This is a genomic window from Lactobacillus hamsteri DSM 5661 = JCM 6256 (genome assembly GCF_000615445.1).
GTDB classification, from domain to species: domain Bacteria; phylum Bacillota; class Bacilli; order Lactobacillales; family Lactobacillaceae; genus Lactobacillus; species Lactobacillus hamsteri.
This window is the reverse complement of sequence record NZ_BALY01000026.1, coordinates 1-25,936: the sequence shown is the minus strand read 5'-3', so window position 1 is coordinate 25,936 and position 25,936 is coordinate 1. Positions and strand designations below refer to the sequence as shown.

Below are 25,936 nucleotides of genomic sequence, written 5' to 3'. Positions count from 1 at the left end.
GCAATCTCAATGTATCAAAATTATATCACAGGCCAAACTGCTTTAACACTCAATTTAGACTTCACAATTCCTAATAATTACTTGGCAAGGGTAATCGGCTGGTTTGTAGATTCTATTCTAGATAACGTTTTGTTAGATGATACTGCTAAGACTGGACGACCTGCTTATCATCCGGCCATGATGCTCAAGATTTTGCTTTTTGCTTTTATCGATGGTACTAAGATTGTCGCCGATGCTGGTTATGGCAGCGAGTACAACTATTCTATGCTAGAGAAAGAATATCCAGACAAGAAGTACTATATTCCTTACACTATGTATGAAAAGGAAAAGACCAGAAAATATCGCAGCGATCCAACTAAGCTGGCCAACTGGTTCTATGATGAAAAAGATGATTACTATCTTGATCAAAATGGCATCAGGTTCAGCTTTAAGTATTATAGTCAGCGCAAAGACTGCTCGACTGGTCAGGTTCGTGATTTTAAGGTTTATGAAGCAGATGAATTCCAACTAACGCCAGAATTAGAACGCCTAGCCAAAACCAAAAGTGGTCGTCAACGTCAAGTACGCTACAATCCTAACTGGCAGTATTTAAAAGAAAAAGCTAAAAAAAGTTCTTCAAAGTCCTGAAGGCAGACACATCTACAGCATGAGAAAGTATGATGTGGAGCCAATTTTTGGACATTTGAAGAACGTCTTTGGCATGCGCCGAACTCATTTAAGAGGCAAAAAGAAGGTCGAAACAGATGTTGGAATAGCCTTCATGATGATGAATTTAAGCAAATATTGGAATAGAAGATGGTCAAAAGACCAATTTTCTGTGTTCAAAAATAAAAATAGACAGAAAAAACGATCAATCAAACTCAAATTAAGAGTTGAATTGATCGTTTTTCAGTATCTAAGGGTTAGTTATTTCCCAGACACTTTTATTTAAATCTCATATTTCTTAAAACGGGCTTGATCATCAGGCGCTACATTCGCCGTTACATAAACGCCATCGTCCTTGTAGTCTTCAGTAAGAACATTGGCTCTGTCGTGCAAGTACGCAATAAGCTTGCCGTCTGTTAACGGAAGCTTTAAATTGACTTTGTTGTAGTTAGCAAAAACACGCTTTACGATTAAGTCAGCAAGCATCTTGATTGACTTGTCATCAATAGCTGAATAAAGAATATCGTCACCTTCGATTTGTGGGAAGTTGCGCTCAGTCTTGTCAGCTTTATTGTAGGCAGTGATCATTGGGATGCCTTTTACGCCGATTTCATTTAAAACTTGTTGCGTCGTTCTGATCATTTGAATCATATTTGGATCAGAGGCATCAACAACGTTGATTAAAAGATCTGCATCCTTAGCTTCTTGCAAGGTGGCTTTGAATGATTCGACTAAGTTGTGTGGCAACTTGGAAATAAAACCAACAGTATCAGACAAGATAAAGCTGAAGTTATCCTTCATGTCGATACGGCGCACGCTGGTATCCAGTGTAGCAAAGAGCATGTTCTTAACGAAAACTTGCTTGTCCGCATTTTCGCCAGCGAAGACTTTAAGAAGGCCATTCATCGTTGTGGACTTGCCGGCGTTGGTATAACCGACTAAAGCAACCTTAGGGATGCGGCTTTGGTTGCGGCGAGTAGCCTTGATTTCTTCTTGGCTTTCAACAGCTTTAAGTTCTTTCTTGATTGCAGAAATTTGCTTGCCGATTGTCCGGCGATTCATTTCAAGTTTTGATTCACCGGCACCACGGTTGGCAAAGCCACCGCCACGTTGCTGGTCAAGGTTGTTTTCTGAGGGATGTAAACGAGGCAATTCATATTGAAGACGGGCAAGCTGAACTTGTAATTTAGCTTGTTTAGTCTGCGCACGGCTGGCGAAGATTTCAAGAATCAATTCGGTACGGTCAATCACGCGTAATTTGGTCAATTTTTCCAAATTGCGGATTTGTACAGGAGAGAGCTCATCGTTTAAAATCAAAACTTTTGCTTTCAAGCCATGTGCCATTGCTTTGATTTCATTAATCTTACCGACGCCAAAGTAAGTGCCGGCAACAATGTTTTCTAGATTTTGGTAAGCTTGTCCTACAACTTCCATGTTGTTAGCTTCAGTTAAGTTAGCCAATTCCGTCATGTAATAGTCAAAGTTTGGATCTTTTAAGTTAACGCCGGCGATGAATGCCTTGGTCTTTTTGGGTTGGTTATCTATCATAAATCCACCTACTTTCATTTAATATGCATTATTAATTGTATTACATACGCAATTCAATAGCAAAGAAAAAGAATTTTTGCTAAAAAATATGATAAAATAAAGTGTATTTTGTGCCTGAAAAGGCTTTTTCACTCGGAAAGCCTGTAAAATTGGGCTGTATCGTTATATAATGATTGAGATTGAATATATTATTTTTTGGGGGATAGCATGGTAGAAGAGAATAACCAAAATAAAGTCCAGCATCATCACCATCATCACCATCACAGACATCATCGTCGTAAGAAGTTCTGGCGTGTGTTTTGGATTGTGATCGCAATTGTGATCGTTGCTGGTATTTTTGTTTGCGGGATGATTTATAAAAATCTCCGTGATACTACCGACAATATGTACACTCCGGTTACAAAACAAACAAAGAGTAATCGTGGTCGTAGTTTAGATAATTTATTGAATGAAAAAAAGCCAATTAATATTTTGCTTCTTGGTACAGATACGGGAGCTCTGGGCCGTCACTGGAAGGGAAGAACGGACACCATGATGATGTTAGCAATCAATCCTAAGGACAACACAACTAATATTATGTCTGTTCCACGTGATTCAGCCGCCATTTTTCCAGACTTCAAGTCATATGGTGTAACTAAAATTAATTCAGCTTATACTCTTGGCGGTGTTAGTGAAACTATTAAAACGCTTGATAAGTATTACAGTGTCCCAATTGATGGCTATATTTTGATCAATATGGGCGGTCTTAAGAAGGCAATTGACCAAGTTGGCGGAATTGACGTCACTTCACCTTTGACCTTTGATAACATGGGCCATCACTTCGTTGAAGGCAAAACTTATCACTTGGACGGCAAGGGTGCTTTAGCCTTTGCACAACTTCGTCACGGTGATCCACGTCAAGATTATGGTCGTCAAGACCGTGATCGCCGCGTGGTAATGGCTCTTCTTAAGAAGTCTGTTTCACCATCCACGCTTCTTAATACGAAGTTCTTAAATTCTATTTCTAGTGAAATGCAAACTGATCTTACTATGAATCAAATGTACAAGATCGGCATGGATTACCGTAAAGCAACTAACAATGTTGTGCCAGATCACGCTCAAGGCGTAAGTAAGATGACCAACAATGCTAAGTTCGGCAATATGGAAATTGAAGTAATTAGTAAGAAAGAACGTCAACGCGTATCTGATAAGTTAAGAAACGCACTTGAATTACCAAAGGTTACTGTAGCTAAGGATGATTCTGGCTACAATATGAATTAGGAAATGTATTAATGGAAAAACAAGAAAACAATACAAATACAATTGATTTAATGCAGCTCTTAAGAATCTGTCGTAAGCATATTTGGGCATTGATTCTTTGGAGTGTTGGTCTTGCTATTGTCGGCTTTGCTTTTGCTGACTTTATGATGCCAGCCAAGTACACATCTTCAGCACAATTATTGGTTAACCAAAAGTCAAACAAGAATGATCCAAACGCTGCTTATACAACGCAACAAGCTAACATGCAAATGGTTACTACTTATAAAGATATCGTAACTAGTCATGTTATCTTGAAGGATGCTTCTGATCGTTTAGCTAATCCAGTTAAGGTGATCAAGAAGGCTAAGCCAGCTAAGTATCGTTATACTGCAGATGGTCGTCGTAAATTGGTTAGAGCTGCTCAACCTGCTGTTGTTGAAAGAAGCGGCAAGTCATACGTTGTATCACCAAGTGAATTAGCAGGAAATATTTCTGTTTCAACCCAACAACAATCACAGGTCTTCTCAATTAGCGCAACAACTAACACACCTGACAAGGCTAAGGCTGAAGCTAACGCTGTTGCTAGAGTCTTCAGAGATCGTATTCCAAGCATTATGAATGTTAACAACGTTACAATCGTTGCTCCTGCTACAACAGGTGTTCAATCATCACCAAATGTTAAGTTATTTACTTTAGCAGGTTTCGTAATCGGTTTGGTATTGTCATTTGCTGTAATCTTGATTAGAGAAATGTCTAATACTACTGTTCGTGATGATGACTTCTTGGTAAATGAATTAGGCTTAACTAACTTAGGTCAAATCGCTCACTTCCACGTATCTTCATCATTCAAGATCAATAAGAACAAGGGTAAGGAAAAGACTACCCGCAAGAGACGCAGAGTTTAGAGAGGAGAAGCACGATGGCATTATTTAGGAGAAAACGTGGTACTACTGAAACCATGAAAAAAGGTGCTAAATTGATCACTGTGGCAAATCCTCAAAGCCCTGTCTCTGAACAATTTAGAACTGTTAGAACTAACATTAACTTTATGGCTGTTGACCATGATATTAAGACCATGGCCTTTACCTCAGCTAACATCAGTGAAGGTAAGTCAACTGTTACTGCTAATGTTGCGATTACCTATGCACAATCTGGTCTTAAGACCTTATTGATTGATGGTGACCTTCGTCGTCCAACTTTGCATAGTACTTTCAATGTTCGCAACAACCGTGGTCTTACTACTGTACTTACTTCTGAAGCTAAGGAAATCAATTTGGAAGATGTTGTTGAAGAAAGTGGCGTTGAAAATCTTTCAATTCTTACTTCTGGTCCAATTCCTCCAAATCCAGCTGAATTAATTGGTTCACACCGTATGAGAACCTTTATTGATTTGGTTAAAGCACACTATGATTTGGTAATTATCGACTTGGCTCCTGTTCTTGAAGTTTCTGATACGCAAGAATTAGCTAGTCACTTAGATGGTATTGTTCTTGTTGTTCGTCAAGGTAAGACTCAAAAGCCAGCTATTAAGCGTGCTGTTGATATGCTTACTTTCGCTAAGGTCCGTATCTTAGGATACGTTATGAACGATGTATCTTCTGAAAATGCGGGATACGGTTATGGCTATGGATACGGCTATGGTTATGGCTACGGCGAAACGAACAAGAAGAAAGGTTTCCTTTCAAGGTTTAAGAAGTAATGACTTTAGTTGATATTCACTGCCACATCTTGCCAGGAATTGATGATGGTTCAAAAGACTGGCAAACATCTATTAAGTTGGCAAGAGAAGCCGTTGCGGATGGCGTAACGCATGCTGTAGTTACCCCGCATACTTTGAATGGCCGCTATCTTAATCATAAAAAAGATGTTATTCGTCTTACTGAGAACTTCCAAGATATGCTTGATGATGTGAAGATTCCATTAACTGTATTTCCAGGACAGGAAGTTCGTATCTCAGGTGACTTGCCTCAGGCATTGGACGATGATGACATTCTCTTCTTAGATGAAGATGGGCAATATATGTTATTAGAATTTCCGAGTGAGGATGTTCCGGCTTATGCTAAGGATATGATTTTCGATATTATGCAAAGAGGCATCACGCCAATCGTTGTTCACCCAGAAAGAAATAGCAGAATATTGAAGGAGCCAACTATTTTGCAGGATTTGATTGAACAGGGATGCTTGGTACAGATTACGGCAAGTTCATATGTTGGTACCTTTGGTAAAGATATAGAAGAAATGAGCCGAAAGTTTATCGAAGCAGGTCAATGTGCTTGCTTCGCGTCTGATGCGCATGATTTGCCAAAGCGTCAATATGAATATAGTGAAGCTTTGCAAAAATTGAGCAATGAATTTGGGAGTGAAAAAGCTCAAGAATTTCGTGACAACGCTCAGGCGATCGTTAATGGTGACAATGTTCAACTTAATTGGCGTCCATTAAAGAAAAAGAAGAAGTTTTGGTTGTTTTAGAAGGAATGACAGAGACGTGGGAAAATGTTAATGATGGAGAGAGTAAAATTAGATAAAAGCAAGGTGCAAGGACGTTTCATCTATCACTTTTTCAAACGTGCTCTAGATATTGTTGCTAGTGCTTGTGCATTAATCATTTTATTTATACCAGGGATGGTATTAGCATTCTTAATTAGGCATGAAGATCATGGCCCATCTTTCTATTCCCAAGAACGAATTGGAAAAGATGGCAAACCATTTAAAATGTACAAGTTTCGATCAATGATTGTTAATGCGGATCAATTAGTTGACCAGCTTGAAGCACAAAACGAAATTAATGGTGCAATGTTTAAGATTAAAGATGATCCGCGCGTTACTAAAATTGGACATACGATTCGTAAGTATAGTCTTGATGAATTGCCACAACTTTGGAATGTGTTGATTGGTGACATGTCTTTAGTTGGGCCTCGTCCGCCTCTACCTTCTGAAGTTGAAGAATATACAGATTATGATTTTCAACGTTTATCGGTTACTCCGGGTTGTACTGGCCTTTGGCAAGTAACTAAACGTAATGATGCAAATTTTGATGAAATGGTTGAATTGGATTTAGATTATATCAATCACAGTGGTTTTTGGTATGATTTAGAAATTATTTTTAAGACAATTGGCGTAATGATTCATCCTAATGGAGCTATTAATAGTAAAAAGTGCAAGAGCATTTGTTAGACAATGAGAGATCTAAATGAATATTGAATTCTAAAGATATGATTTAGAACAAGTAACATTATTTAATGAATGCTTTTATTGTGTGAAAATTTTGATGAGGACATATGGATAAAAAAATACGTGTACTTCATGTTGCAGAAGCTGCAGGTGGAGTAGAGAGATACTTAGAAGCGCTCTTTAAATATAGTAGGAACAAAGTTGAGAATATTTTGGTATGTTCGCAAAATTATGATTATGATAAGTTTAAAATTCTTGCTGATAGAGTCATAGTCCTGAAAATGGCACATGATATTGAATTTTCATCGGATATTAAAGTTGAAAGGAGACTCAGAAGAATTATAAAGCAATTAAAACCAGATATTGTATATGCTCATTCAAGTAAAGCTGGAGCATTTGCACGTATTGCTGACTTAGGATTGAAGAATAAGGTAATCTATAATCCTCATGCTGGGCCTTTAATGAGACTACTGAAGGTATAAAGAAAAAAATAAAGCATATAGTTTTTAAAATGGCGGAAAAAATAGGCTCAGCTTTTACTAGTAAAATAATATGTATATCTGATTTTGAAAAAAATACAGCTTTAAAAAATAAAATAGCACCTGAAGATAAATTGAAAGTAATTTATAGTGGTATTGATTTTAGTAAATTTAAACAAGCTAATAAGATTACAAGAACAGATGTTGGAATACCTAAAGATGCTTTTATTATAGGCAATGTGGCAAGAATAACAGAAACCAAAGCACCGGATACGTTTGTTAAAACTGCAAAAATAATAAAGAAAAATATACCTAATGCCTTCTTTGTTATGGTCGGAAATGGTGATTTACAAGAAAAAATCAAATTACAAATTAAAGCCAATCATTTAGATGATAGTTTTTTATTAACTGGTTGGGTTGATAATCCAAATGAATTTATGAATTTATTTGATGTAGGTATGCTGTTATCAAGATGGGAAGGTTTAGGACTAGTATTACTTGAATATATGTTTTTGGGAATACCTGTAATAGCTACAAATGTAGGGGGAATACCCAATGTAGTAAACAATAAAGAAAATGGGTTATTGGTATCTAAAGACAACATAAATGAAATAGTAATGGCTACGTTGTTATTGCATGATGATGCAACATTAAAACAAAAGTTAATAGAGAATGGCACTAAAGATGTCAAATCCAAATTTGATATAAAGAGAACAGCTCTTGAAACGGAAAAATTATACAGAAGAGTATTAGAAGATTCTATAAAAATTTAATTCAATCCTAGTTAAAAAGAATCAAAAAATATAATCAAAGGTTGATATAAAACATGATCCGAGTACTTCATAGTGAATTACAAAGTAATATTGGAGGTATAGAATCCTTCTTATTAAATTTAACAAAAACAATAGATAAAACCAATTTGCAATTTGATTTTTTAATGCGCGGTAATAATTCATATTTAGAAACAATGCTGAAAAATTATGGAGCAAATATTTATAAAGTGCCAGTTAATGTGACTAATTATTATAAATTTTTAAAAGATGTCCTTATTAGAAATCATTATGACTTTGTCCATGTTCATAAAAACTCAGCAGCTAATATAGTATTACCGTTGATGGTAAAAAAATATACCAATGCTAAGTTAATTATACATTCCCATAACACTAATCCTAGTGGTGGCTCCCGAATTGCAGTCTTATTACATAAAATTAATAGGAATAGATTAATCAAATTAAGTGATTATCGATTGGCATGTTCGGATACTGCTGCTGAGTGGATGTTTGGTAATGACTATAAAACTAAAAACGTATATATTATAAAGAATGGAATAATTGCTAAAAATTATGTGTATAATCCAAAAATAAGAAAAGAAATTAGGAGTAAATTAAATATAGCAGGTAAGTTTGTTATAGGGCACGTTGGCGCTTTTCGTAAACAAAAAAATCATGAATTTTTAATAGACTTGTTTTCAAAATTAGATATTCCTAATGCTGCATTGATGTTAATAGGTGATGGAGATTTAAAGCCTGGGATACGGAAAAAGGTACAAAGTATGGGACTAAATAAAAAAGTGATTTTTTTAGGTGTTAGATATGATGTAGCAGATTTATTACAAGCTTGTGATGTTTTTGTGATGCCATCTTTGTGGGAAGGACTAAGTGTTGCTGCAATAGAAGCACAGGCAAGTGGATTGGAAACTTTGTTATCATCTAGTGTTTCCAAAGAAGTAGGAATTACCGATCTTGTTAAATTCATTGATTTAACAGATATGGATGAATGGAAAGATGAGTTAAAGGAAATAGCTCAGAGCACTATTGTAAGAAAGAATGTTGAAAAAGAAATACAAATCGCAGGTTTTGATATGAATAATTCAGCACAATTTATTAAAAAAATTTATGAATCATAATGTGGTGTACGGAAGAGAAAAATATATGGATTTAAGCTTTATTATTCCAGTTTACAATAAATCAGAAAATCAATTTAGAAGATGTATTTCATCAATTCTTAAAGTAAAAGATATTACTTATGAAATTATTGTGGTTGATGATGGATCTTCATCAAATATGGGAAAAATATATAAAGAAATTTGTGTTAATAATGGACTAAGCTATTATTATGAAAAAAATTTAGGCGTAAGCGCGGCTAGAAATTATGGAATAAAGAAGGCAAAGGGAAAATATATTACCTTTGTGGATGCAGATGATTATATATTACCCGTAATATCCAAAAAAGATTTAAGTACACACTGTAATTTAATTATATTTGATGTTAAAAAAATTAACACTACATATAATAAATTATATAAAGTAAAATTAACAAATTGTATTAGTAATAAGGTATTTGAAGGTAAACAATTATTGGAGAAAACTTTAAAAGATGGAATTTTAAATTGGGTAGTTTCCAAAGTTTACAATAGGGATTATTTACAAAAAAATAATATATATTTTGATACTTCTCACGTTAACGGGGAAGATGTAGATTTTATTGTGAAATTATTATTATCCAATCCTAGTACAATATATGTAAATAAAATGCTATATGTTTATGTATATAGCGATGTCACTGGATTGGAAAGAGAAAAAAGAAAATTAAAAAATAACCTTAATGATGCATATTATTTGTGGGCTTTACGTAAAAACATTCTGCGAAAAATAGATTTAAATAATTCTAAAAATATTAGTACTCATATTGATAATGAATATATAAAAAGCATTTTTGAGATGTATTCTCATATAGTTAATGATAATTATAAAGAAGCAAAAAAATATAAAAAAACTTTTCAAAAATTTTTTTATAAAATCAACCCCCAAAAAATATCAATGATTAATAAACTTAAGATGATTGCGATTGAGCATAGTTGGTTAGGCTTGATAAAAAATTATGTTCAATTGAAGAAAGGTATCAAAAGGATGATATCCAATTAAGTAATAAGAATATATTGTAGTATATAGAACAGGATTCTGAAATGTATAAGATTTTAGTGGTGGGATATAGCAATAACCCAGGTGGAATAGAAAGATTTATTACAAATTATTGTAGTCAATTTGATAATAAAAAAGTACAAGTAGATATTTTGGGAAACGCCCCAGAACCGTTAGCTTTTGAAGATAAAATAAAAGCATGGGGAGGAAAAATATATGTATTAAATATGCCTACAATAAAGAAAAATCCTGTAAATCATTTTGTAAGACTTAAAGCTATTACTAAAAAAATCTTTCCGAACTATGATTGTGTATGGTTTAATACCTTAGATTTAAAAAATATAGAATTAATTAAAATGGCAAAGAAGTTGCAAGTCCCTAGGATAATTATCCATAGTCATAATTCTAAATGGAGTAATAAAACTAATGTAATTGATAATACTAGACATAAGATAAACAAAAGAAGAATAATTAAATATGGAACTGATTTTTGGGCATGCTCAGAAAGTGCTAAAGAATGGTTATTTCCTCCGGAATTGTATTCTAAAGTTAAAATTATTAATAATGCGATAGATGTGAAGAAATTTGAATTTGATTTTAATGCTAGAAAAGTAATTCGTAATAAATATAATATGAGTGATTCTTTAGTTTTGGGTAATGTAGGTAGATTGACTCAACAAAAAAATCAAATATTTTCTTTAGAAATTTTTCAAAAATTATTAAAAAAAGTACCTAGTTCTAAATTAGTTTTGTTAGGTCAAGGTGAAGATGAAGAATTATTACGTGAAAAAGTTAAAGAACTAAAAATAGAAAAAAACGTAATATTTGCGGGGGTACAAAAAAATATTAACGATTGGTATAGTACATTTGATCTTTTATTACTTACGTCATTATATGAAGGTTTACCTTTAACGATAATAGAGGCGCAAGCAAATGGCATAAATATAGTTGCAAATAAGACAGTAATACCTACACAAGCAATAATTAATAATAATTTAAAATTATTAAGTTTAAAAGATGACCCTGAAGTTTGGGCTAATGAAATTTTGGGTTTATATTTAGATAAGAAGTTAAAAAGAGAAAATAAAGGAAAAATAGAAAGTAATTTTAAAAAATCAGGTTTTGATATAAGATTAGAGTCTGACAAAGTACAACAACTAATAATAGGTAATCATTAACAATGCTTGGAGAAAGAAATTGAAAATATTTGTTATTGCACATAAGCCGTATAAAAATAATTTTAATAATGTACCTAATATTTATACTACTTTAACTGTAGGTGTAGATAATGGAAATATAAGTAATAATGATGCATTAAAAGATAATACTGGAATAAATATTTCATCAAAAAATTCCAGTTATTGTGAATTAACAGGTATATATTGGATTTGGAAAAATTATAAAGATAATATTGTGGGTATAGATCACTATAGGAGATATTTTATAAAGGAGATTAATCGTAAACAGAAGAAACTATTAAATGAAAACGATATACTAAAATATCTAAAAAAATATGATATTTTAGTACCTGAAAAATATTATTTTACTAATAATAAAACAGTTGGGCAACAATTTTGTTATTCACATGATCCTTTAGTGTGGAATTCAGTAAGAGAAATAATAAAAAATAATTATCCAGAATATCTGAAAGACTTCGATAAAATAAACTATCAAAATTATGAATATCTTTTTAATATGTTAATTTGTAGAAAAGAATTATTTGATGAGTATTGTGAATGGTTATTTTCTATTTTGTATTTATTAGAACCGACAGTTGATTTAAATAAATACAATAGTTATAACAAGCGAATGTTCGGGTTTGTCGCAGAAAGATTATTTAATGTCTGGATAAATCATAAAAAAATAAAGGTTAAGGAATTACCTGTGGTTTTTACTGATAAAAAGCCTATAAATGAAAGAATTAAAAATAAACTGAAAAAAATATATAATGCGGTAAAATAAAAATGATTTTTAATAATTTTGGTAGCTCATATATTGCGATTTTAATAATTACTTTTTTAATTGGTAATTTTTTGATACATTTAAAATATGTAAGTCCTTATTTTTTATATTTTTTAGACATAATAATTGCACTTCCTGCATATTTTATTAATACGGCAATACCTAGTATATGGGATAGTATTAGGTTTGATACAATGTTAAATTTGTTTAGAGAAGCTAATAATCTTTACGGAATCTCGGGTGGTCTAAATTGGGCTTTAAATTTTTCAGGTTATTATACTAAACAACCAGTTGTAGTTATATATGTATGGCTATATAGTTTTTTTTAAAAATAATAGTGTGTTTTTTTATTGCAATATATTATTATTCCTCTTTCTAGTTTCATTATTAATTACTCAAGTACAAAAAATCTATAAATTATCAAATAAAGTAAGTTTAATTGTTAAATTTGTAATACTTGCATCATTTAATATTTTCTTTGAAATAGAAGGTGTTCGTAATTTTTTATCTTATATTATTTTGGCGACTTTTGTTTTTATTGATTTTTATTCTCATGAATATAAAAAGAAAATACTATGTATTTTAGCTTATGGGTTAGCTATAGGATTACATCCGGCTGCATTACCATTTGTATTATTTAGAATAATTTTTATTTTAAATAATAAATTAATACGTATGGTATTAGCTGTCTTTGCAGTTACCTATACAATATTGCTGCCACAGATATTACATATATTTAGTAGTTTTTCTTATTTCGTAAATGATAATTCAAAAACTTATCTTTACGGTCAATCGAATTTTAGTTCATATACTGGTTTTAACGAAGTATTATTTTCTACTTTCTTATTGATATCTTTAATATTAGAATTGTTGATTTTTTATAAATGCAATTTTCAAAAAAAAACTTTCGCAAAATTATTTACAGTATTATATAGTAGCAATTTTGTTTACGATAGGCTCTTGTTTAAGTGTGCAAGTGTATTTAAGAGCAATATTCTTATTGTTGTTTTTAAGTATACCGATAAAAATGATTTTATTTTCAAAATATAAAGATAAGGTTTTGAATTATATTACTATCTATTTATATAGATACTCCAGTGTAATATTTTCTTTAATGATGTTGTTTTATTGGAATTGGCAAACATATAAAAATGTAGTAATGTATTAGGCATTAAAAAGATAAGGAATATTTAAAATTAATTTGACATAGGGGGAGTAATATAGTCACATTATTTATTAGGAGAAAACGATAGTTATTAGGTAGATTCAACTTTAATGTTACTCAAAATTTTAGTAAGTCTATTTTAATTTAAATGTAGCAAAGAGAATATTATTATGCTTTTTATTGAATAATAGCAAAGTTGTTTCTTTGATAGAACAAGTCATTCAGATTTATTTGAATATATGTGTTTATTTTATGAGACATATTTTGAATTTCATAACATAGTTATTAATTGTTTTTTACAGATGATGATATAGCTTATTTATCTCGTAAGACGAAACAAGCTTTTCATAATTATCAAAAATGTTGTAAAAATAATTAATATTCATGTCTTTTATTTAGCTGTTAAAAAACAATCTATAGATTTGATCAAGAGTTACTAAGAATATAAATTTGTAATTTAATTGTGAGGATATGTTTATGAATTATCTAATAGTAGGATCAGGACTTTTTGGAGCAGTATTTGCTCATGAAGCTGCAAAACGTGGAAACAAAGTAACAGTAATTGAAAAAAGAGATCATATTGCGGGTAACATCTACACTAAAGAAGTAGACGGTATTCAAGTTCATGAATATGGTGCACATATTTTCCATACTTCCAATAAGAAAGTATGGGACTATGTTCATCAATTTGCTGACTTTAATCGTTATACCAATAGTCCTGTAGCTAATTATAAAGGACACATGTATAACTTACCATTCAATATGAATACTTTTAGTGAAATGTGGGGAGTTAAAACTCCACAAGAAGCTCTTGATAAAATTAATGAACAACGTCAAGAAATGGCGGGCAAAGAACCAAAAAACTTGGAAGAACAAGCTATTTCTTTGATTGGTAGAGACATCTATGAGAAGTTAATTAAAGGCTATACTGAAAAACAATGGGGAAGAAAATGTACCGAACTTCCTGCTTTCATTATTAAACGTCTTCCAGTTCGATTAATTTATGATAATAACTATTTCAATGATGACTATCAAGGTATTCCAATCGGTGGTTATACTAAGATGGTAGAAAAGATGTTGGATGATCCTAACATTACCGTTAAGTTGAATATTGACTTCTTTGATAAGAAGGATGAATACCTTAAGAATTACGATAAGGTAGTTTATACAGGCATGATTGATAAGTTCTTCGATTATAAATTAGGCGAACTAGAATATCGTTCACTTCGTTTTGAAACTGAAGAAAAGAATGTTGGTAATTATCAAGGTAATGCTGTTATTAACTATACTGAAGCAGAAATTCCTTATACTCGTATTATTGAACACAAGCACTTTGAATTTGGCAAAGGCGATAAGGATAAGACAATTATTACCCGGGAATATCCTGCTGATTGGCACCGTTGCGATGAACCTTATTACCCAGTAAATAATGATTGCAATAATGCTTTGTATACTAAGTATGCAAAATTAGCTAAAAATCAATATAAAGTTATCTTTGGTGGTCGTCTTGGTCAATACAAGTATTACAACATGGATCAAGTTATTGATGCTGCTTTGAAAGCAGTGAATGAAAATTTAGGTGATTAAACCTGATGAAGGTTATAAAAAATTATCTTTATAATGTAGGTTATCAAGTCCTTGCAATTATTGTTCCGCTTATTACATCTGCATATGTTAGTCGTGTTTTGCGACCTGAAGGTGTAGGAGCAAATGCTTTTACTAATTCAATAATTCAATACTTTATTTTGATTGCTAGTATGGGCATTGGTTATTATGGAAATAGACAGATAGCCTATGTGCGTGAAAATCGTAAAAAGATGGCAAAAACATTTTGGGAAATTCAAATTGTTAAGACAATTATGACGCTTGTAGCATATATTGCATTTGAAATTTTTCTTATGTTTTATACTCGTCAATCAGATTACATGTGGGCACAATCAATTAATTTAATTGCAGTTGCTTTTGATATTTCTTGGTTTTATGAGGGAATCGAAGACTTTAAAGTTACAGTTCTCAAGAATTCTTTTGTAAAGATAGTTTCAATGATTGCTATTTTTCTGCTTATTAAGAATCCCAGTGATGTAACTTTATATATTATCGTTCTAGCTGTTTCAACATTATTAGGTAATTTAACCTTATGGCCTAATATTAGAAGAGATTTACCTAAAATTAATGTAAAATCTTTGAATCCTTGGCCTCATTTTTTACCGATGCTTGAATTATTTATTCCACAGATTGCTACTCAAGTGTATGTGCAACTAAATAAAACTATGCTTGGTGGTATGGTTAGCGAAACCTCGTCAGGATACTATCAATACTCAGATAATTTAGTCAAGTTGATCTTAGCGTTGGTAACGGCTACAGGAACAGTTATGCTTCCACATGTAGCAAATGCTGTATCCAAAGGTAGTATAAAACAGGTCAATGCAATGCTTTATAAATCATTTGATTTTGTTTCAGCAGTTGCATATCCAATGATGTTCGGTATTGCCGCAATTTCATTGACTTTGGCACCAAAATATTATGGTCCAGGATATGAACCAGTGGGTAAGGCAATGATGATTGAATCAATTGTTATTCTTATGATTGCTTGGAGTAATGCAATTGGGGTGCAATACTTATTGCCACTTAATCGAGTTAAACAGTTTACTGCTTCTGTTACAGTAGGAGCTATTGTGAATATTATTTTGAATATTCCGTTAATTAATCTTTGGGGACTTAATGGTGCTATGTGGTCAACTGTAATTTCAGAATTTGCAGTAACTTTATATCAATTATTTGTTGTAAGACACTTGTTAAGTTACAAGGCATTATTCAAAGGTTCATGGAAATACTTTGTTTCTGGGTTAATCATGTTCTTAGGAGTTTTTTGGATGAACAGAAATCTAAAAGATTCTTGGTTAATGATGGCTGTAGAAGTTTTAGTTGGTGTTGTAATTTATGCGATTCTTGTTTTAATTCTGAGAGCACCTATTGTTTATGAGGCCAGAGATTTGGTTATTCAGAAATTGCGTAATAGAGGATAATATTGATGTATTGCTTTTAATAAAGTAATACATTTTTTATTTGGAGAAGTTGAATGAAAAAAAGGGATTCACGGTTTGAAATGGTTAGAATTATTTCAATGCTTTTTATTGTAATGTATCATTTTACAATGTATGGCAATTGGACAAACGATAGTATTAATACAGTTAAAATTCAGTTTTTCCGTCCCTGGGGACAAGTTGGTGTAGCACTTTTTGTTATGATTACTGGATATTTTGTAGCTAATCGTCAAACAGATTTTTCCAAAGCTTGGAAACGTATAAAAAAGCTGTGGGTTAAAACTTTATTTTATTCATGGATTATTTTAATATGTAGTTTCATTTTCTATTTTGGGATATTTGAAAAACATGACTATCTTTATGCTATTTTCCCTGTGATTTTTGATGAATATTGGTTCATTACTAGTTATATTGTTTTGATTTTACTTACTCCAGTTTTAAATATGATCGTTGAAAAATGGGATAGAAAGAATTTGATTATTTTAATCGGAATTATTTTAATTTTTGCAGATGTTGTCCCATTTATTAAAAATAATGGTACGCCAAATGCGCCACTTGGTAATATGTTTAGTGTAGGAGCGATGCTTGCTCCATATCTTATTGCAGCATTTATTAGAAAGTATAATGTAAAAGTAAAAATAGGATGGGCACTTGGTATTACAGTATTGGGAGTTTTATTAGAATATACTTCATTATTTGTATTGAAGCACGGCATAATGACACTTGACATTTCTAGTTTTACTTTTGGCTTGTTGCCATTGATCACGGCAGTTGGAATTTTTTGTATTTTCCTTAATTTACCATCATTTCATTCGAAGTTTATTAATTGGATTGCAGCAGGTGTGCTTGCTTCATATTTAATAACCGAGAATCCATTGTTTAGAATGTATTTCTGGCAAAAACTGCTTAATGTAGGCCGATTTCAAGATCCAACTTGGAAATTTATTTTAATGGGAATTTTGATCGCCATAGTGACTGTGTTGGTTTGTTCATTGATTGATAAGGTATATGAAATCGTTTATTCTAAAGTATATAAACTTATAAAAATGAAATTTAATATAATAAAAAAGTAGTAATCTTTGAGGGGTAAACAATATGAGAGTTAGAAAAGCTGTAATCCCAGCTGCTAGTCTGGGCACACGTTTTTTGCCAGCTACTAAGGCATGCCCAAAGAAATGTTGCCGATTGTTGACAAGCCAACTATTCGATTTATTGTTGAAGAAGCAAAAAAATCAGGGATTGAAGATATTTTAATTGTTACTGGTAAAAATAAACGTTCAATTGAAAATCACTTTGATGCCAATCCAGAACTTGAGCAAGATCTTAAAGCTACTGGTAAGACCAAATTGTTGAAGTTAACACAAGAAATTACTGATCTTGGTGTAAATCTTTATTATACACGTCAACCATATCCAGCTGGTTTAGGTGATGCAATTTATCATGCTAAGAGTTTTGTTTCAAATGAACCTTTTATTGTCATGCTTGGTGATGATCTAATGAAAGACAAGATTCCCTTAACTAAGCAATTGATTAATGACTATGGTAAGACACACGCTCCAACTTTGGCAGTTATGAAAGTTCCTCATAAAGAAGTTTCAAAGTATGGTGTGATTGCGCCTGAAGGTGAGATAGCTCCGGGAATGATTAACGTTAAATATTTCGTTGAAAAGCCTGAAATTGAGGATGCACCAAGTGATTATGCAATTATCGGTCGTTACTTGCTGACACCTGAAATTTTTAATATTTTAGAAAATACTAAACCAGGTCGTGGTGGTGAAGTACAATTAACCGACGCTATTGATACGATGAATAAGACACAACGTGTGTTTGCGCATGTCTTTACAGGCCAACGTTTTGATGTAGGAAATAAGGAAGGCTATTTAGAAACTTCAATTCAATATGGGTTGCAACATCCTGAAATTCGTGATGCTTTGAAAAAGTACATTATTGATTTGAGTAAAAAGCTTTCTAAATAGTATCAGTAAAGAAATAAATTTTGCTGGATAATAAAAAGAGCAAATTTATATTTGCTTTTCATTATTTAACATTTAAATGTAGCAAACAACTTTTGTTCCTGACTACATATTTTTCGGTCGCATCTCCTGTGTGGGGGTGCGATTTTTATATTAGTAGATTTGAATATGTAGTAAGCGTCAAATTAAACCCAGTGTATTGAAAAGCCGTCCTAGTTGTTCTAGGGCGGACTTCTTGTTTTCTATTTACATATCTTTTGAATTTTTGGTTGTCATAACAATAAGCCTCGGGATGTTGCCGAGTTTAAAATATCCTTATTAGGCAGCTTCTGAAGCAAGTAATTCAAGTATTTTTCAGGGTCAAGTTCATTTCTTTTGGCAGTTTCAATTAAGCTTAAAATGATGCCGTTAGCAGCGGCGCCTTTAAAGCTTTTTGAATTGTGGCCCATTATGAGTGATTTGACAGCTCGTTCGGTCTTATTATTAGATATTCTAAATTGCCATTGAATAAAACATGCTCTAATATTTCTTGATGCTCGGGTATATAGTTTATGGACTTGTCTCATTTGGAGCCGGACAAAACAGATAATTCGTTTTAGCTGTACAAATGAAGAAATATTATTAATTCGAGATTCAAGGTAACTATTAAAGCTTAATTCTAAATCGTTATTCTGCAAGCTAAGCAACAAGGTATTATGTTGTTGGCGCTTCTTATGTATTGTCGAGGGATTGAGCACCACTATTGTTTTTCAAGTATAATTGATGTCTATAAATTAAAGAGTACCTAAAAATTGTAATTAAGACAGCGCCCCAGTTATTTGACGCTTACAATTTATTTTTAATAGTCTAGGAAGCTTGAGGTTATTAATACCGAAATAGATTTCTGAGAGATTTGAATAACAAAAAATTACTTCTTGTTTATGAAACCGCTTGCAATAGAATGCAATGCGATGTATATTGAATATAGTTGTTATAACAACATAACAAGTAGAAAGAATGGTCTTCTATGAATAATGCTTCTGTACCGATGTATCAAAGAATGATGATGCAGATCATTCATGAGATAGAAGCTGGTATTTTGAAAGAAAATGATAAATTACCTTCAGAACAACAATTAGGAGAGATATTTAGTATTAGTAGAATCACGGTTCGTAAGGCTCTGGAAGAACTACAATTTCGTCACTTTATTTATAAAAAACGAGGTCAAGGTTCATTTGTTCTTAGTAGAAAACAACGCAATAAGTATTACAAGTACTTAGATATCAAAGAAAAAATTAATGAGATGAATCTAATGCCTCGGTCTGAAATTAATAAATTTAATATCATAGCTGATAAAAGATATTCCAAGGTTAAGGAGAATATGGATTTATCGTCTACTGATTATATTTATGAAATTGAGAAGACATATTTTGGTGATAGAGAACGCATAATGTTTAGTCATTGTTTTATCGATTATGCTAGGTTCCCTGAAATAAAAATTGATGAGCTAGAAAATGAAGAAATTTTACCTATTTTATATGGAAAATATGATTTAGTTCCTGACAGTATTGATACAAGTAGTACGGCTGCGATTATTAAGAAAAATGATCAAGAATATCTTGATGCTAATGTTGGTGATCCAAAGGTTATTAGAAAGGTAGAAGTCATAGAAAATAAAAAAATTGTTTTATCAGAAGTGTCTGAAGTAGTTGGCTTTTTGCCAATGTATCTTTAGTTATAAAAGTGTGGGAGGAATTTAAAATGGCTACACCTGATATTGTTTTAACTAGAATTGATAATCGATTAGTTCATGGACAAGTAGGAGTTGTTTGGACTTCAGCTGTAAATGCAAATTTATTATTAGTAGCAAATGATGATGCTGCAAACGATTCTTTACAACAAGAATTAATGACAGCTACTGCTGAAAGTTCTGGAGTTGGAATTAGATTTTGGACTTTAGAAAAAACCATCACTACTATTGCAAAAGCTAGTCCTAGACAATATATTTTTCTAGTTATTAAAACACCGGAAGATGCACTTAAATTAGTGCAAGGTGGTGTTCCAATTAAAGAAATCAATGTCGGTAATATGCATTTCTCAGAAGGAAAAGAGCAAATTTCTAAAAAGGTATTTGTTGATCAAAACGACAAGGATGCATTTAATAAATTGATTGATGCCGGTGTGAAAGTTTATATTCAAGATGTTCCTGAAGAAAAACAAGATGTTTTAAGTAAGTTTTAAATAAAAGATAAAGAGGCATAATTATGACTATTACTTTAACTCAAGGCATAATTATCTCAATTTGGGCAATTATTGCAGGTGCAGACTTCTGGCTAGAAGGTTTTTATATTTTCCGTCCTATGATTGTATGTACAATAACTGGTCTATTACTTGGGGATTTACGTCTAGGTATTATTGCTGGTGGATTAACTGAATTAGCCTTTGCTGGATTGACTCCAGTTGGTGGTACGCAACCACCTAACCCAATTATGGCAGGTATTATGACAGTAGTTTTGGCTTATACTACAGGACATAATCCTGCGACTGCAATTGGTTTGTCGTTACCATTTTCTATTTTGATGCAATATATTATTCTTTTCTATTACTCAGCATTTTCACTTCTTACTAAGAAGACTATGGATTATGCATCTAATGCACAAACAGGTAAATTTACCAGAATTGTATTAGCACCAACATTTATTGTGGCATTAACTTATGGTATTTTTACTTTCTTATGTGTATACGCAGCTCAAAGTCCAATGAGTCATTTGGTAAATGCAATGCCAGCTTGGTTAAGTCATGGATTTGAGATTGCCGGTGGTATCTTACCTGCTGTAGGTTTTGCAATGCTTTTGAAGAATATGTTAAAGAATACATATGTACCATATTTACTTTTAGGTTTTACTGCAGCTTGCTTTATTAAGTTTGGAAATTTAATGCCAGTTGCCGTTATCGGTATTGCGTTAGCACTTATTGAATTTAGACGTGCTAAGAAAGATCGCGATACTGAAAATAGGATCAAGGACATTGAGCAAAATGGTAGTGCTGGAGGTGAACAAGATGGAATCTAATGAACAAGTAAGTAGTTCAAAAAGAGGACATTTAAGTAAGCATGACGTTAATATGATTGGTATTAGATCAATTTTTAACCAGTCACAAATGAACTATCAATTGATGCAGGGTGCTGGTTGGACCCTTTCCATATTGCCAGCATTAAAGAAAATTTACGGTAAAGATAAAAAGGGATTAAGTGCTGCCATGAAAGGCAACATGGAATTTATGAATACCAATAACTATGCTGCTCCTCTTCTTATGGGACTTGAAATGTCGCTTGAAGAAAATGGTGAAAAAAGAAATACTATTGATAGTTTGAGAGTTGCTTTGTTCGGTCCTCTTGCCGGTATTGGTGATGCTATCACATGGTTCACTATTTTACCAATTGTTGCTGGTATTACTGCTTCCTTTGCAAAGGAAGGTAGTATTTTAGGACCATTGGTATTCTTCCTTGTATATTTATTTATGTTTCTTTTAAGAATGCCAATCGCTCGTTTAGGTTATGCAGCTGGTACTAAAGCAGTTTCTGATATCAGAAAAGATTCAGCAATTGTATCTCATGCAGCAAGTGTATTAGGTTGTACTGTTATTGGTGGCTTAATTGCAACTTATGTTCAAATTAATGTCAAAGCTAATATCGCTGTTACTGCTACTAAATCAATTTCTATTCAGAAACAATTCTTTGATAATATTTTTCCAAATATTTTACCATTAGCATATACTTTCTTTCTTTATTATTTAGTAAAAAAGAAGAATATTAGTCCGGTAATTCTTATTATCATTACCTTTGTACTTGCAATTTTATTATCATGGTTAGGAATCTTATAATATGCAAATTATTGTTACAGGACATGGCAACTTTGCTACTGGAATTGAGTCTACTGTTAAACTGTTAGCAGGCTCCATTCAAAATGTAAGTTATATTGATTTTACTGGTGAAATGTCAGAAGATGATATAGCCAAGAAATTTAAAGAACAAGTTGCTAAAGATAATCAAACACTTTTCTTTTGTGATTTATTAGGAGGTACGCCTTTTAAACAGGCAGTTATGTATAAAGCAAATAACCCTACAGCTGATATAGAAGTTATTTGTGGTTGTAATGTTGGATCACTTTTGGAAGTAGCACTCCCAGGTTTTTCTAATTATAAAGTTACTGATGATCTGGCAAAAGAATTGATTAAATCATCAAAGGCAGGAATTAGACAATTTGGTGTTAAAAATCAAAGTGTAACTGAACTTACTGATGGTGAAGGAATTTAGTATTTATATTTATTAGTTTTTAATATTACTGGTCAATACGAGGTAGACATTGTTTCTACTTCGTATTTTTTTGGTGAATAATTATGATAAAGGCTATATTTTTGAATAAGCCTAAAGTAACCAAGTATATTGAAAAGGCACTGTTTTAGTCGTCTTTGATTAAGAGATGCTTTTTGCTTTCTATTTACAATTGCCTGTACTTTTTCTTGCCACGGTAAATAAGCCACAGAGGTTGCAAGTTTGAAATTTCTTCATTCGGTAGTGTTTTTCAGGGTTAAGGCCATTTCTTTTGGTAGTTATAATTAACTCAAAATTAGTTTCGCTGGCTTAGGCGTCGGCAAAACAGTTGATTCGTTCCTACTACACAGTTGAATAATAAGGTGTTGCATTATTAGGCCTTGCTGGGTGATTGAGTGTTACAATGGCAGCATAATTAACTTCCATAAATTTGATGAGGTAAGAATGCTTGAAAAGCGAGGACTAAAACAGACACTCGGTTATTTGATGATTACTAATAGAGCAGTTGTTTGATACTTCTAATATTTAGTCAATGAGTTACAATTTTCAATCGAATACATAAAAGCTTTAGGCAAGAGTCGCATACGTTGAAATCCTGCTTTGATTAAAAGGAAAAATCAATTTACAAGGAATGGTATAATTTAGATGTTTTCTAAGATGTAGTTCCATTAATCTTGTTGGTAAGGTTAGCGGAGCTTTTTGTGGTATAGAAGAATAGAGGAAAAATATGAGTTTCGGTGAGTTTAAAGATCTGTATGATTTACTTCCAAATGAATCTCGTACAGCATTTTGGAATCCAATTTTAGGTACTTTAGGTAAAGGAATAAGTGGAATACTATATTGGATATTTAACAAACCAATAGAATATAAAGCAGTTAAAGAGCAGGATTTAAAAAATCTTTTGACAGAGATGGCTCAAAAGATGAAAGATGTTCCTGAAGATTGTAGAGATTCAAGTAAATTTGGTTTGGTGTTGGAAACATTACAACATTCTGTTTATCAATTAAACCAAGAAGAGCTAAGAGCAATGTTGGCTAATTTAGTAGCTAGTTTAGCAGATAAAAGAAAGAATAGTTCTATTACTCCTAGATATATTTATATCCTTTCACAACTTGGATATAATGATGCTGTTTTCTTGAGAGAATTAGTTCATCAAAATGGTAAAAATATATTACATGCTCATAAGGGAGCGGTTAATAATGGACGTATTAACAAATATATAAGTGGCTACTTTTTGTATTTTAGCGGAGAAAAGAAAGTGCTTTCAGGCTTTGAGTCTTCTATTAATGTATTAGATTCTTTAGGTATTATAAAGGATTCGGATGAAAGAATAGAATCTCAAATTAAAGATGATAATATAGTAAAAAAGTTAAATGAAAAAGCTCAAAATGATCAAGATGGATATTGGATGTATAAAGATATTTTTATTACTTCATTTGGAATAGATTTTTTGAAGTATGTGGTTGGATAGAATATTATGGTAAAAATATAAATTTATAATTAGTATTATGTCAAGATAGTTAGGGAAAATATTTATGGAAAATAATAATTCTACTTGGTGGACTATAAAAATAGTATATTTATTAGCAGAAATTATTCAAATGATTATAGTAACTATAATTTTAGGTTATATTGTTGGTAAATTAGGGACCAATATAAAAAATCCTCAGTTCTTTTTGATATTAAAAAACTGCTGGAATTGGATTGTTTTTTATTTTGGTGTTGGAATATTTAAGATAACAATGGATTATTTTTTGAAAAATTTAGAGAAATAAAGCGATTATACGTATATTTAGTAATTACAAGAGATTAAAATAAAACCAATTAGCTGACATCCCCAAAATTTTGAAATTATTAATTCTTCACATAATTTTAAATATTGTTTCTATCGTAGTAATTTTGACGTAATCCAAGTATGTGTTACAAGAAAACAATAGTAATTGGTATGTTCAATATTGAATTGATTTTTAATTGAATAAGTGTTATTTGAGATAAATTACTTCATGCAGGAATTCGTTTTTTTATATGTTGTTTATTGTTCACACTAATCATAGTTTTTGTATTTGCATAAATTGATTCAATATTACGATCAAGAAGAATATACTGGTAAAATTAAGATGAAAGCAGTACTAGTATAAATTGAATAATTAGATATAATAGAAAAATTTTTAATACAGAGGTATAGATGTGTATGAATGAATCAATAAATGTAAAGACCGTTGTAGTCCCGATAATTACTGTTCATCGAATCTGTAAGATGTTTAGTCGTTATATGGATTATGATGAAATGATAGACTTAATAAATGCCTATATTAAACAATTTAAGATAGATGTTGCTCCTGCTATTTCTAATGTTGAAAAATATGGATGGGAAGTATTAGGAGATAAAATTGATGAAATTTCAGATGCACATAAATTAGATTTTATCGGACAAGTATTTGATGCTGGCTATGTAACTGATGAAGATGATTATAATTTTGTACAAAATTTTTTAAATGAATTTAACTTTGAAGATATACAACAAGTATTATTTAATGAATTAGCAGCTTTTCCTTCGGATGCGATAAAAGCACAACAGGAGTTTTCAGCAAGATTACATGATAAACATTCAGCAACTTTGAGAAAATGGAATAGTAGCATTGATATGTTTAAAAGTAAAAATTATCCAGAAGCAGGAAATGATATACGGCAATCCTTAGAATTTTTACTTAGAGATATTTTGAAAAATAAAAAATCGATTGAAAACCAAACAAAGGGATCGGATATATTAAAATCGGAATTAGGCAGATACCTTAAAGAAAAGGAAATTAATCAGGAGAATATTCGCTTTCTTACTAATATTGTAAATTCTATTATTAAGATATCGAATGAAAAATTTAAACATGGTGAACCGATTGGATTGACAGAAAAAGATATTCGCTTTTATATGAATGAGACTTATTTAGTTATGCAAAGAATGTTAGATATTGAAGGCGAATAAAGTAATTTAAGAAGTAGCGCAATTTATGAGCAATTTTTTATACTAAAGTAAGGGGGATTCTATTTTGAAAATTCAGAAAGTGATAAATGAAGAAGATTTTTATAATCATTTGTTATCTTGGGATCCCTGATTACTTATTACGGAAAAGATATTTTAATTTAGAGGGATTATTAAAAAGTAATAATAGATCAATAATTAATATTATTAAAAATCATCCTTACTTTCATGGAATTAAAAATGTTATGGCCGATATTAATGACCTAAAAAAGGAAGGAAACTATAGGTTTTATTCAACTATGTAGATGTAATACAAAAAAAGAGAAGTTGAGATAAATAATAAAGTAGTTACGTATTATTTGAAAGATTTTATTGAGAATATTGGTATTGGCTCATATCAGAATCATGAAAACTTTTTTGAAGAAAAGTAGTATTTTTACCTAAAAAATAATTTACATTAAGAAGAAAATGCAATCTTGCTGTTATTTTCTAAATTAAAG

Annotated in this window: 25 protein-coding genes and 3 pseudogenes; 26 read left to right on the top strand and 2 right to left on the bottom strand. The window is 31.5% G+C overall.

Going from position 1 to position 25,936, the window contains the following annotated elements; all coding sequences use genetic code 11:
* Positions 1–9: 9 nt before the first annotated feature.
* Positions 10–207: pseudogene (locus tag JCM6256_RS10870) on the top strand (transposase); the annotation flags it as partial.
* 12 nt (positions 208–219) lie between these two features.
* Positions 220–931: pseudogene (locus JCM6256_RS10035) on the top strand (transposase); the annotation flags it as partial.
* Here JCM6256_RS10035 and hflX read toward each other — a convergent pair.
* Complete coding sequence (gene hflX, locus JCM6256_RS07065) at positions 928–2,193, bottom strand: GTPase HflX (RefSeq protein ID WP_025081041.1); 1,266 nt, start codon at positions 2,191–2,193, stop codon at positions 928–930. The pseudogene JCM6256_RS10035 and the gene hflX overlap by 4 nt on opposite strands.
* A gap of 207 nt (positions 2,194–2,400) precedes the next feature.
* Here hflX and JCM6256_RS07060 point away from each other — a divergent pair, with 207 nt between their 5' ends.
* The 16 genes and pseudogenes from JCM6256_RS07060 (at position 2,401) to galU (ending at position 18,150) form a co-directional block, all read left to right on the top strand.
* Positions 2,401–3,453: an LCP family protein gene (locus JCM6256_RS07060; protein ID WP_025081040.1), complete on the top strand. Its 1,053-nt coding sequence runs from the start codon at positions 2,401–2,403 to the stop codon at positions 3,451–3,453.
* An 11-nt stretch (positions 3,454–3,464) separates the two neighbouring features.
* On the top strand, positions 3,465–4,337 hold the full coding sequence (locus JCM6256_RS07055) for a YveK family protein (protein WP_025081039.1): 873 nt from the start codon (positions 3,465–3,467) through the stop codon (positions 4,335–4,337).
* Between the two features lie 14 nt (positions 4,338–4,351).
* Positions 4,352–5,131 carry a CpsD/CapB family tyrosine-protein kinase gene (locus JCM6256_RS07050; RefSeq protein WP_025081038.1) on the top strand — a complete coding sequence of 260 codons (780 nt, stop codon included), beginning with the start codon at positions 4,352–4,354 and terminating at the stop codon, positions 5,129–5,131.
* Positions 5,131–5,901 (top strand): tyrosine-protein phosphatase, encoded by a 771-nt coding sequence (locus JCM6256_RS07045; RefSeq protein ID WP_025081037.1) that lies wholly within the window; start codon positions 5,131–5,133, stop codon positions 5,899–5,901. The genes JCM6256_RS07050 and JCM6256_RS07045 overlap by 1 nt, the downstream gene beginning before the upstream one ends.
* Positions 5,902–5,925: 24 nt before the next feature.
* Entirely contained in the window at positions 5,926–6,606 is a 681-nt protein-coding gene (locus JCM6256_RS07040) for a sugar transferase (RefSeq protein ID WP_025081036.1), read from the top strand.
* Positions 6,607–6,710: 104 nt separating this feature from the next.
* Positions 6,711–7,085 (top strand): glycosyltransferase, encoded by a 375-nt coding sequence (locus JCM6256_RS10785; protein WP_238318574.1) that lies wholly within the window; start codon positions 6,711–6,713, stop codon positions 7,083–7,085.
* Between the two features lie 29 nt (positions 7,086–7,114).
* Positions 7,115–7,855, top strand: a complete 741-nt coding sequence (locus JCM6256_RS10780; RefSeq protein WP_238318573.1) for a glycosyltransferase — start codon at positions 7,115–7,117, stop codon at positions 7,853–7,855.
* 53 nt (positions 7,856–7,908) lie between these two features.
* Complete coding sequence (locus JCM6256_RS07030; protein ID WP_025081035.1) at positions 7,909–8,988, top strand: glycosyltransferase; 1,080 nt, start codon at positions 7,909–7,911, stop codon at positions 8,986–8,988.
* 25 nt (positions 8,989–9,013) lie between these two features.
* Positions 9,014–10,006 (top strand): glycosyltransferase, encoded by a 993-nt coding sequence (locus JCM6256_RS07025; protein ID WP_025081034.1) that lies wholly within the window; start codon positions 9,014–9,016, stop codon positions 10,004–10,006.
* 41 nt (positions 10,007–10,047) lie between these two features.
* Complete coding sequence (locus JCM6256_RS07020) at positions 10,048–11,181, top strand: glycosyltransferase (protein ID WP_025081033.1); 1,134 nt, start codon at positions 10,048–10,050, stop codon at positions 11,179–11,181.
* A gap of 19 nt (positions 11,182–11,200) precedes the next feature.
* Positions 11,201–11,965: a DUF4422 domain-containing protein gene (locus tag JCM6256_RS07015; protein WP_025081032.1), complete on the top strand. Its 765-nt coding sequence runs from the start codon at positions 11,201–11,203 to the stop codon at positions 11,963–11,965.
* A 303-nt stretch (positions 11,966–12,268) separates the two neighbouring features.
* Entirely contained in the window at positions 12,269–13,015 is a 747-nt protein-coding gene (locus JCM6256_RS07005; RefSeq protein WP_025081030.1) for a hypothetical protein, read from the top strand.
* Between the two features lie 592 nt (positions 13,016–13,607).
* Positions 13,608–14,717, top strand: a complete 1,110-nt coding sequence (gene glf / locus JCM6256_RS07000; protein ID WP_035438442.1) for a UDP-galactopyranose mutase — start codon at positions 13,608–13,610, stop codon at positions 14,715–14,717.
* Positions 14,718–14,722: 5 nt separating this feature from the next.
* Positions 14,723–16,156: a flippase gene (locus JCM6256_RS06995; protein ID WP_025081028.1), complete on the top strand. Its 1,434-nt coding sequence runs from the start codon at positions 14,723–14,725 to the stop codon at positions 16,154–16,156.
* Positions 16,157–16,209: 53 nt separating this feature from the next.
* Positions 16,210–17,247, top strand: coding sequence for an acyltransferase (locus tag JCM6256_RS06990; RefSeq protein WP_025081027.1), 1,038 nt, complete (start codon positions 16,210–16,212; stop codon positions 17,245–17,247).
* A gap of 22 nt (positions 17,248–17,269) precedes the next feature.
* Positions 17,270–18,150 (top strand): annotated as a pseudogene (gene galU, locus JCM6256_RS10025) (UTP--glucose-1-phosphate uridylyltransferase GalU).
* A gap of 269 nt (positions 18,151–18,419) precedes the next feature.
* Here galU and JCM6256_RS10800 read toward each other — a convergent pair.
* Positions 18,420–18,596, bottom strand: coding sequence for a transposase domain-containing protein (locus JCM6256_RS10800; RefSeq protein ID WP_162149732.1), 177 nt, complete (start codon positions 18,594–18,596; stop codon positions 18,420–18,422).
* Between the two features lie 557 nt (positions 18,597–19,153).
* Here JCM6256_RS10800 and JCM6256_RS06975 point away from each other — a divergent pair.
* The 8 genes from JCM6256_RS06975 (at position 19,154) to JCM6256_RS06940 (ending at position 25,439) form a co-directional block, all read left to right on the top strand.
* The gene (locus JCM6256_RS06975) at positions 19,154–19,861 is read left to right on the top strand and encodes a GntR family transcriptional regulator (RefSeq protein WP_025081026.1); all 708 of its coding nucleotides are present in this window, start codon (positions 19,154–19,156) and stop codon (positions 19,859–19,861) included.
* Positions 19,862–19,887: 26 nt separating this feature from the next.
* Positions 19,888–20,367, top strand: a complete 480-nt coding sequence (gene agaB, locus JCM6256_RS06970) for a PTS galactosamine transporter subunit IIB (RefSeq protein WP_025081025.1) — start codon at positions 19,888–19,890, stop codon at positions 20,365–20,367.
* A gap of 23 nt (positions 20,368–20,390) precedes the next feature.
* On the top strand, positions 20,391–21,197 hold the full coding sequence (gene agaC, locus JCM6256_RS06965; protein ID WP_025081024.1) for a PTS galactosamine transporter subunit IIC: 807 nt from the start codon (positions 20,391–20,393) through the stop codon (positions 21,195–21,197).
* Positions 21,187–22,008 (top strand): PTS galactosamine transporter subunit IID, encoded by an 822-nt coding sequence (gene agaD, locus JCM6256_RS06960; RefSeq protein ID WP_025081023.1) that lies wholly within the window; start codon positions 21,187–21,189, stop codon positions 22,006–22,008. The genes agaC and agaD overlap by 11 nt, the downstream gene beginning before the upstream one ends.
* A gap of 1 nt (position 22,009) precedes the next feature.
* A complete protein-coding gene (locus JCM6256_RS06955) occupies positions 22,010–22,441 on the top strand; it encodes a PTS sugar transporter subunit IIA (RefSeq protein WP_025081022.1) in 432 nt (143 codons plus the stop codon).
* A 745-nt stretch (positions 22,442–23,186) separates the two neighbouring features.
* Positions 23,187–23,930 (top strand): Abi-alpha family protein, encoded by a 744-nt coding sequence (locus JCM6256_RS06950; RefSeq protein WP_025081021.1) that lies wholly within the window; start codon positions 23,187–23,189, stop codon positions 23,928–23,930.
* Between the two features lie 64 nt (positions 23,931–23,994).
* Positions 23,995–24,234: a hypothetical protein gene (locus tag JCM6256_RS06945; protein WP_025081020.1), complete on the top strand. Its 240-nt coding sequence runs from the start codon at positions 23,995–23,997 to the stop codon at positions 24,232–24,234.
* A gap of 497 nt (positions 24,235–24,731) precedes the next feature.
* The gene (locus JCM6256_RS06940; protein ID WP_155833175.1) at positions 24,732–25,439 is read left to right on the top strand and encodes a hypothetical protein; all 708 of its coding nucleotides are present in this window, start codon (positions 24,732–24,734) and stop codon (positions 25,437–25,439) included.
* Positions 25,440–25,936: the final 497 nt, after the last annotated feature.

Bases quoted from the DNA above. Each gene is read 5' to 3' on its own strand.
- JCM6256_RS10780 (WP_238318573.1), top strand. From the start codon at position 7,115: ATGGCGGAAAAAATAGGCTCAGCTTTTACTAGTAAAATAATATGTATA.
- agaB (WP_025081025.1), top strand. From the start codon at position 19,888: ATGGCTACACCTGATATTGTTTTAACTAGAATTGATAATCGATTAGTT.
- JCM6256_RS07050 (WP_025081038.1), top strand. From the start codon at position 4,352: ATGGCATTATTTAGGAGAAAACGTGGTACTACTGAAACCATGAAAAAA.
- JCM6256_RS06975 (WP_025081026.1), top strand. From the start codon at position 19,154: ATGAATAATGCTTCTGTACCGATGTATCAAAGAATGATGATGCAGATC.
- glf (WP_035438442.1), top strand. From the start codon at position 13,608: ATGAATTATCTAATAGTAGGATCAGGACTTTTTGGAGCAGTATTTGCT.
- JCM6256_RS07055 (WP_025081039.1), top strand. From the start codon at position 3,465: ATGGAAAAACAAGAAAACAATACAAATACAATTGATTTAATGCAGCTC.
- JCM6256_RS07040 (WP_025081036.1), top strand. From the start codon at position 5,926: ATGTTAATGATGGAGAGAGTAAAATTAGATAAAAGCAAGGTGCAAGGA.
- JCM6256_RS07005 (WP_025081030.1), top strand. From the start codon at position 12,269: ATGTATGGCTATATAGTTTTTTTTAAAAATAATAGTGTGTTTTTTTAT.
- JCM6256_RS10800 (WP_162149732.1), bottom strand. From the start codon at position 18,596: ATGGGCCACAATTCAAAAAGCTTTAAAGGCGCCGCTGCTAACGGCATC.
- JCM6256_RS06940 (WP_155833175.1), top strand. From the start codon at position 24,732: ATGGATTATGATGAAATGATAGACTTAATAAATGCCTATATTAAACAA.
- JCM6256_RS07020 (WP_025081033.1), top strand. From the start codon at position 10,048: ATGTATAAGATTTTAGTGGTGGGATATAGCAATAACCCAGGTGGAATA.
- JCM6256_RS07025 (WP_025081034.1), top strand. From the start codon at position 9,014: ATGGATTTAAGCTTTATTATTCCAGTTTACAATAAATCAGAAAATCAA.
- JCM6256_RS06955 (WP_025081022.1), top strand. From the start codon at position 22,010: ATGCAAATTATTGTTACAGGACATGGCAACTTTGCTACTGGAATTGAG.
- JCM6256_RS10785 (WP_238318574.1), top strand. From the start codon at position 6,711: ATGGATAAAAAAATACGTGTACTTCATGTTGCAGAAGCTGCAGGTGGA.
- agaD (WP_025081023.1), top strand. From the start codon at position 21,187: ATGGAATCTAATGAACAAGTAAGTAGTTCAAAAAGAGGACATTTAAGT.
- JCM6256_RS06945 (WP_025081020.1), top strand. From the start codon at position 23,995: ATGGAAAATAATAATTCTACTTGGTGGACTATAAAAATAGTATATTTA.
- JCM6256_RS07045 (WP_025081037.1), top strand. From the start codon at position 5,131: ATGACTTTAGTTGATATTCACTGCCACATCTTGCCAGGAATTGATGAT.
- hflX (WP_025081041.1), bottom strand. From the start codon at position 2,193: ATGATAGATAACCAACCCAAAAAGACCAAGGCATTCATCGCCGGCGTT.
- JCM6256_RS06990 (WP_025081027.1), top strand. From the start codon at position 16,210: ATGAAAAAAAGGGATTCACGGTTTGAAATGGTTAGAATTATTTCAATG.
- JCM6256_RS06995 (WP_025081028.1), top strand. From the start codon at position 14,723: ATGAAGGTTATAAAAAATTATCTTTATAATGTAGGTTATCAAGTCCTT.
- agaC (WP_025081024.1), top strand. From the start codon at position 20,391: ATGACTATTACTTTAACTCAAGGCATAATTATCTCAATTTGGGCAATT.
- JCM6256_RS07060 (WP_025081040.1), top strand. From the start codon at position 2,401: ATGGTAGAAGAGAATAACCAAAATAAAGTCCAGCATCATCACCATCAT.
- JCM6256_RS07030 (WP_025081035.1), top strand. From the start codon at position 7,909: ATGATCCGAGTACTTCATAGTGAATTACAAAGTAATATTGGAGGTATA.
- JCM6256_RS06950 (WP_025081021.1), top strand. From the start codon at position 23,187: ATGAGTTTCGGTGAGTTTAAAGATCTGTATGATTTACTTCCAAATGAA.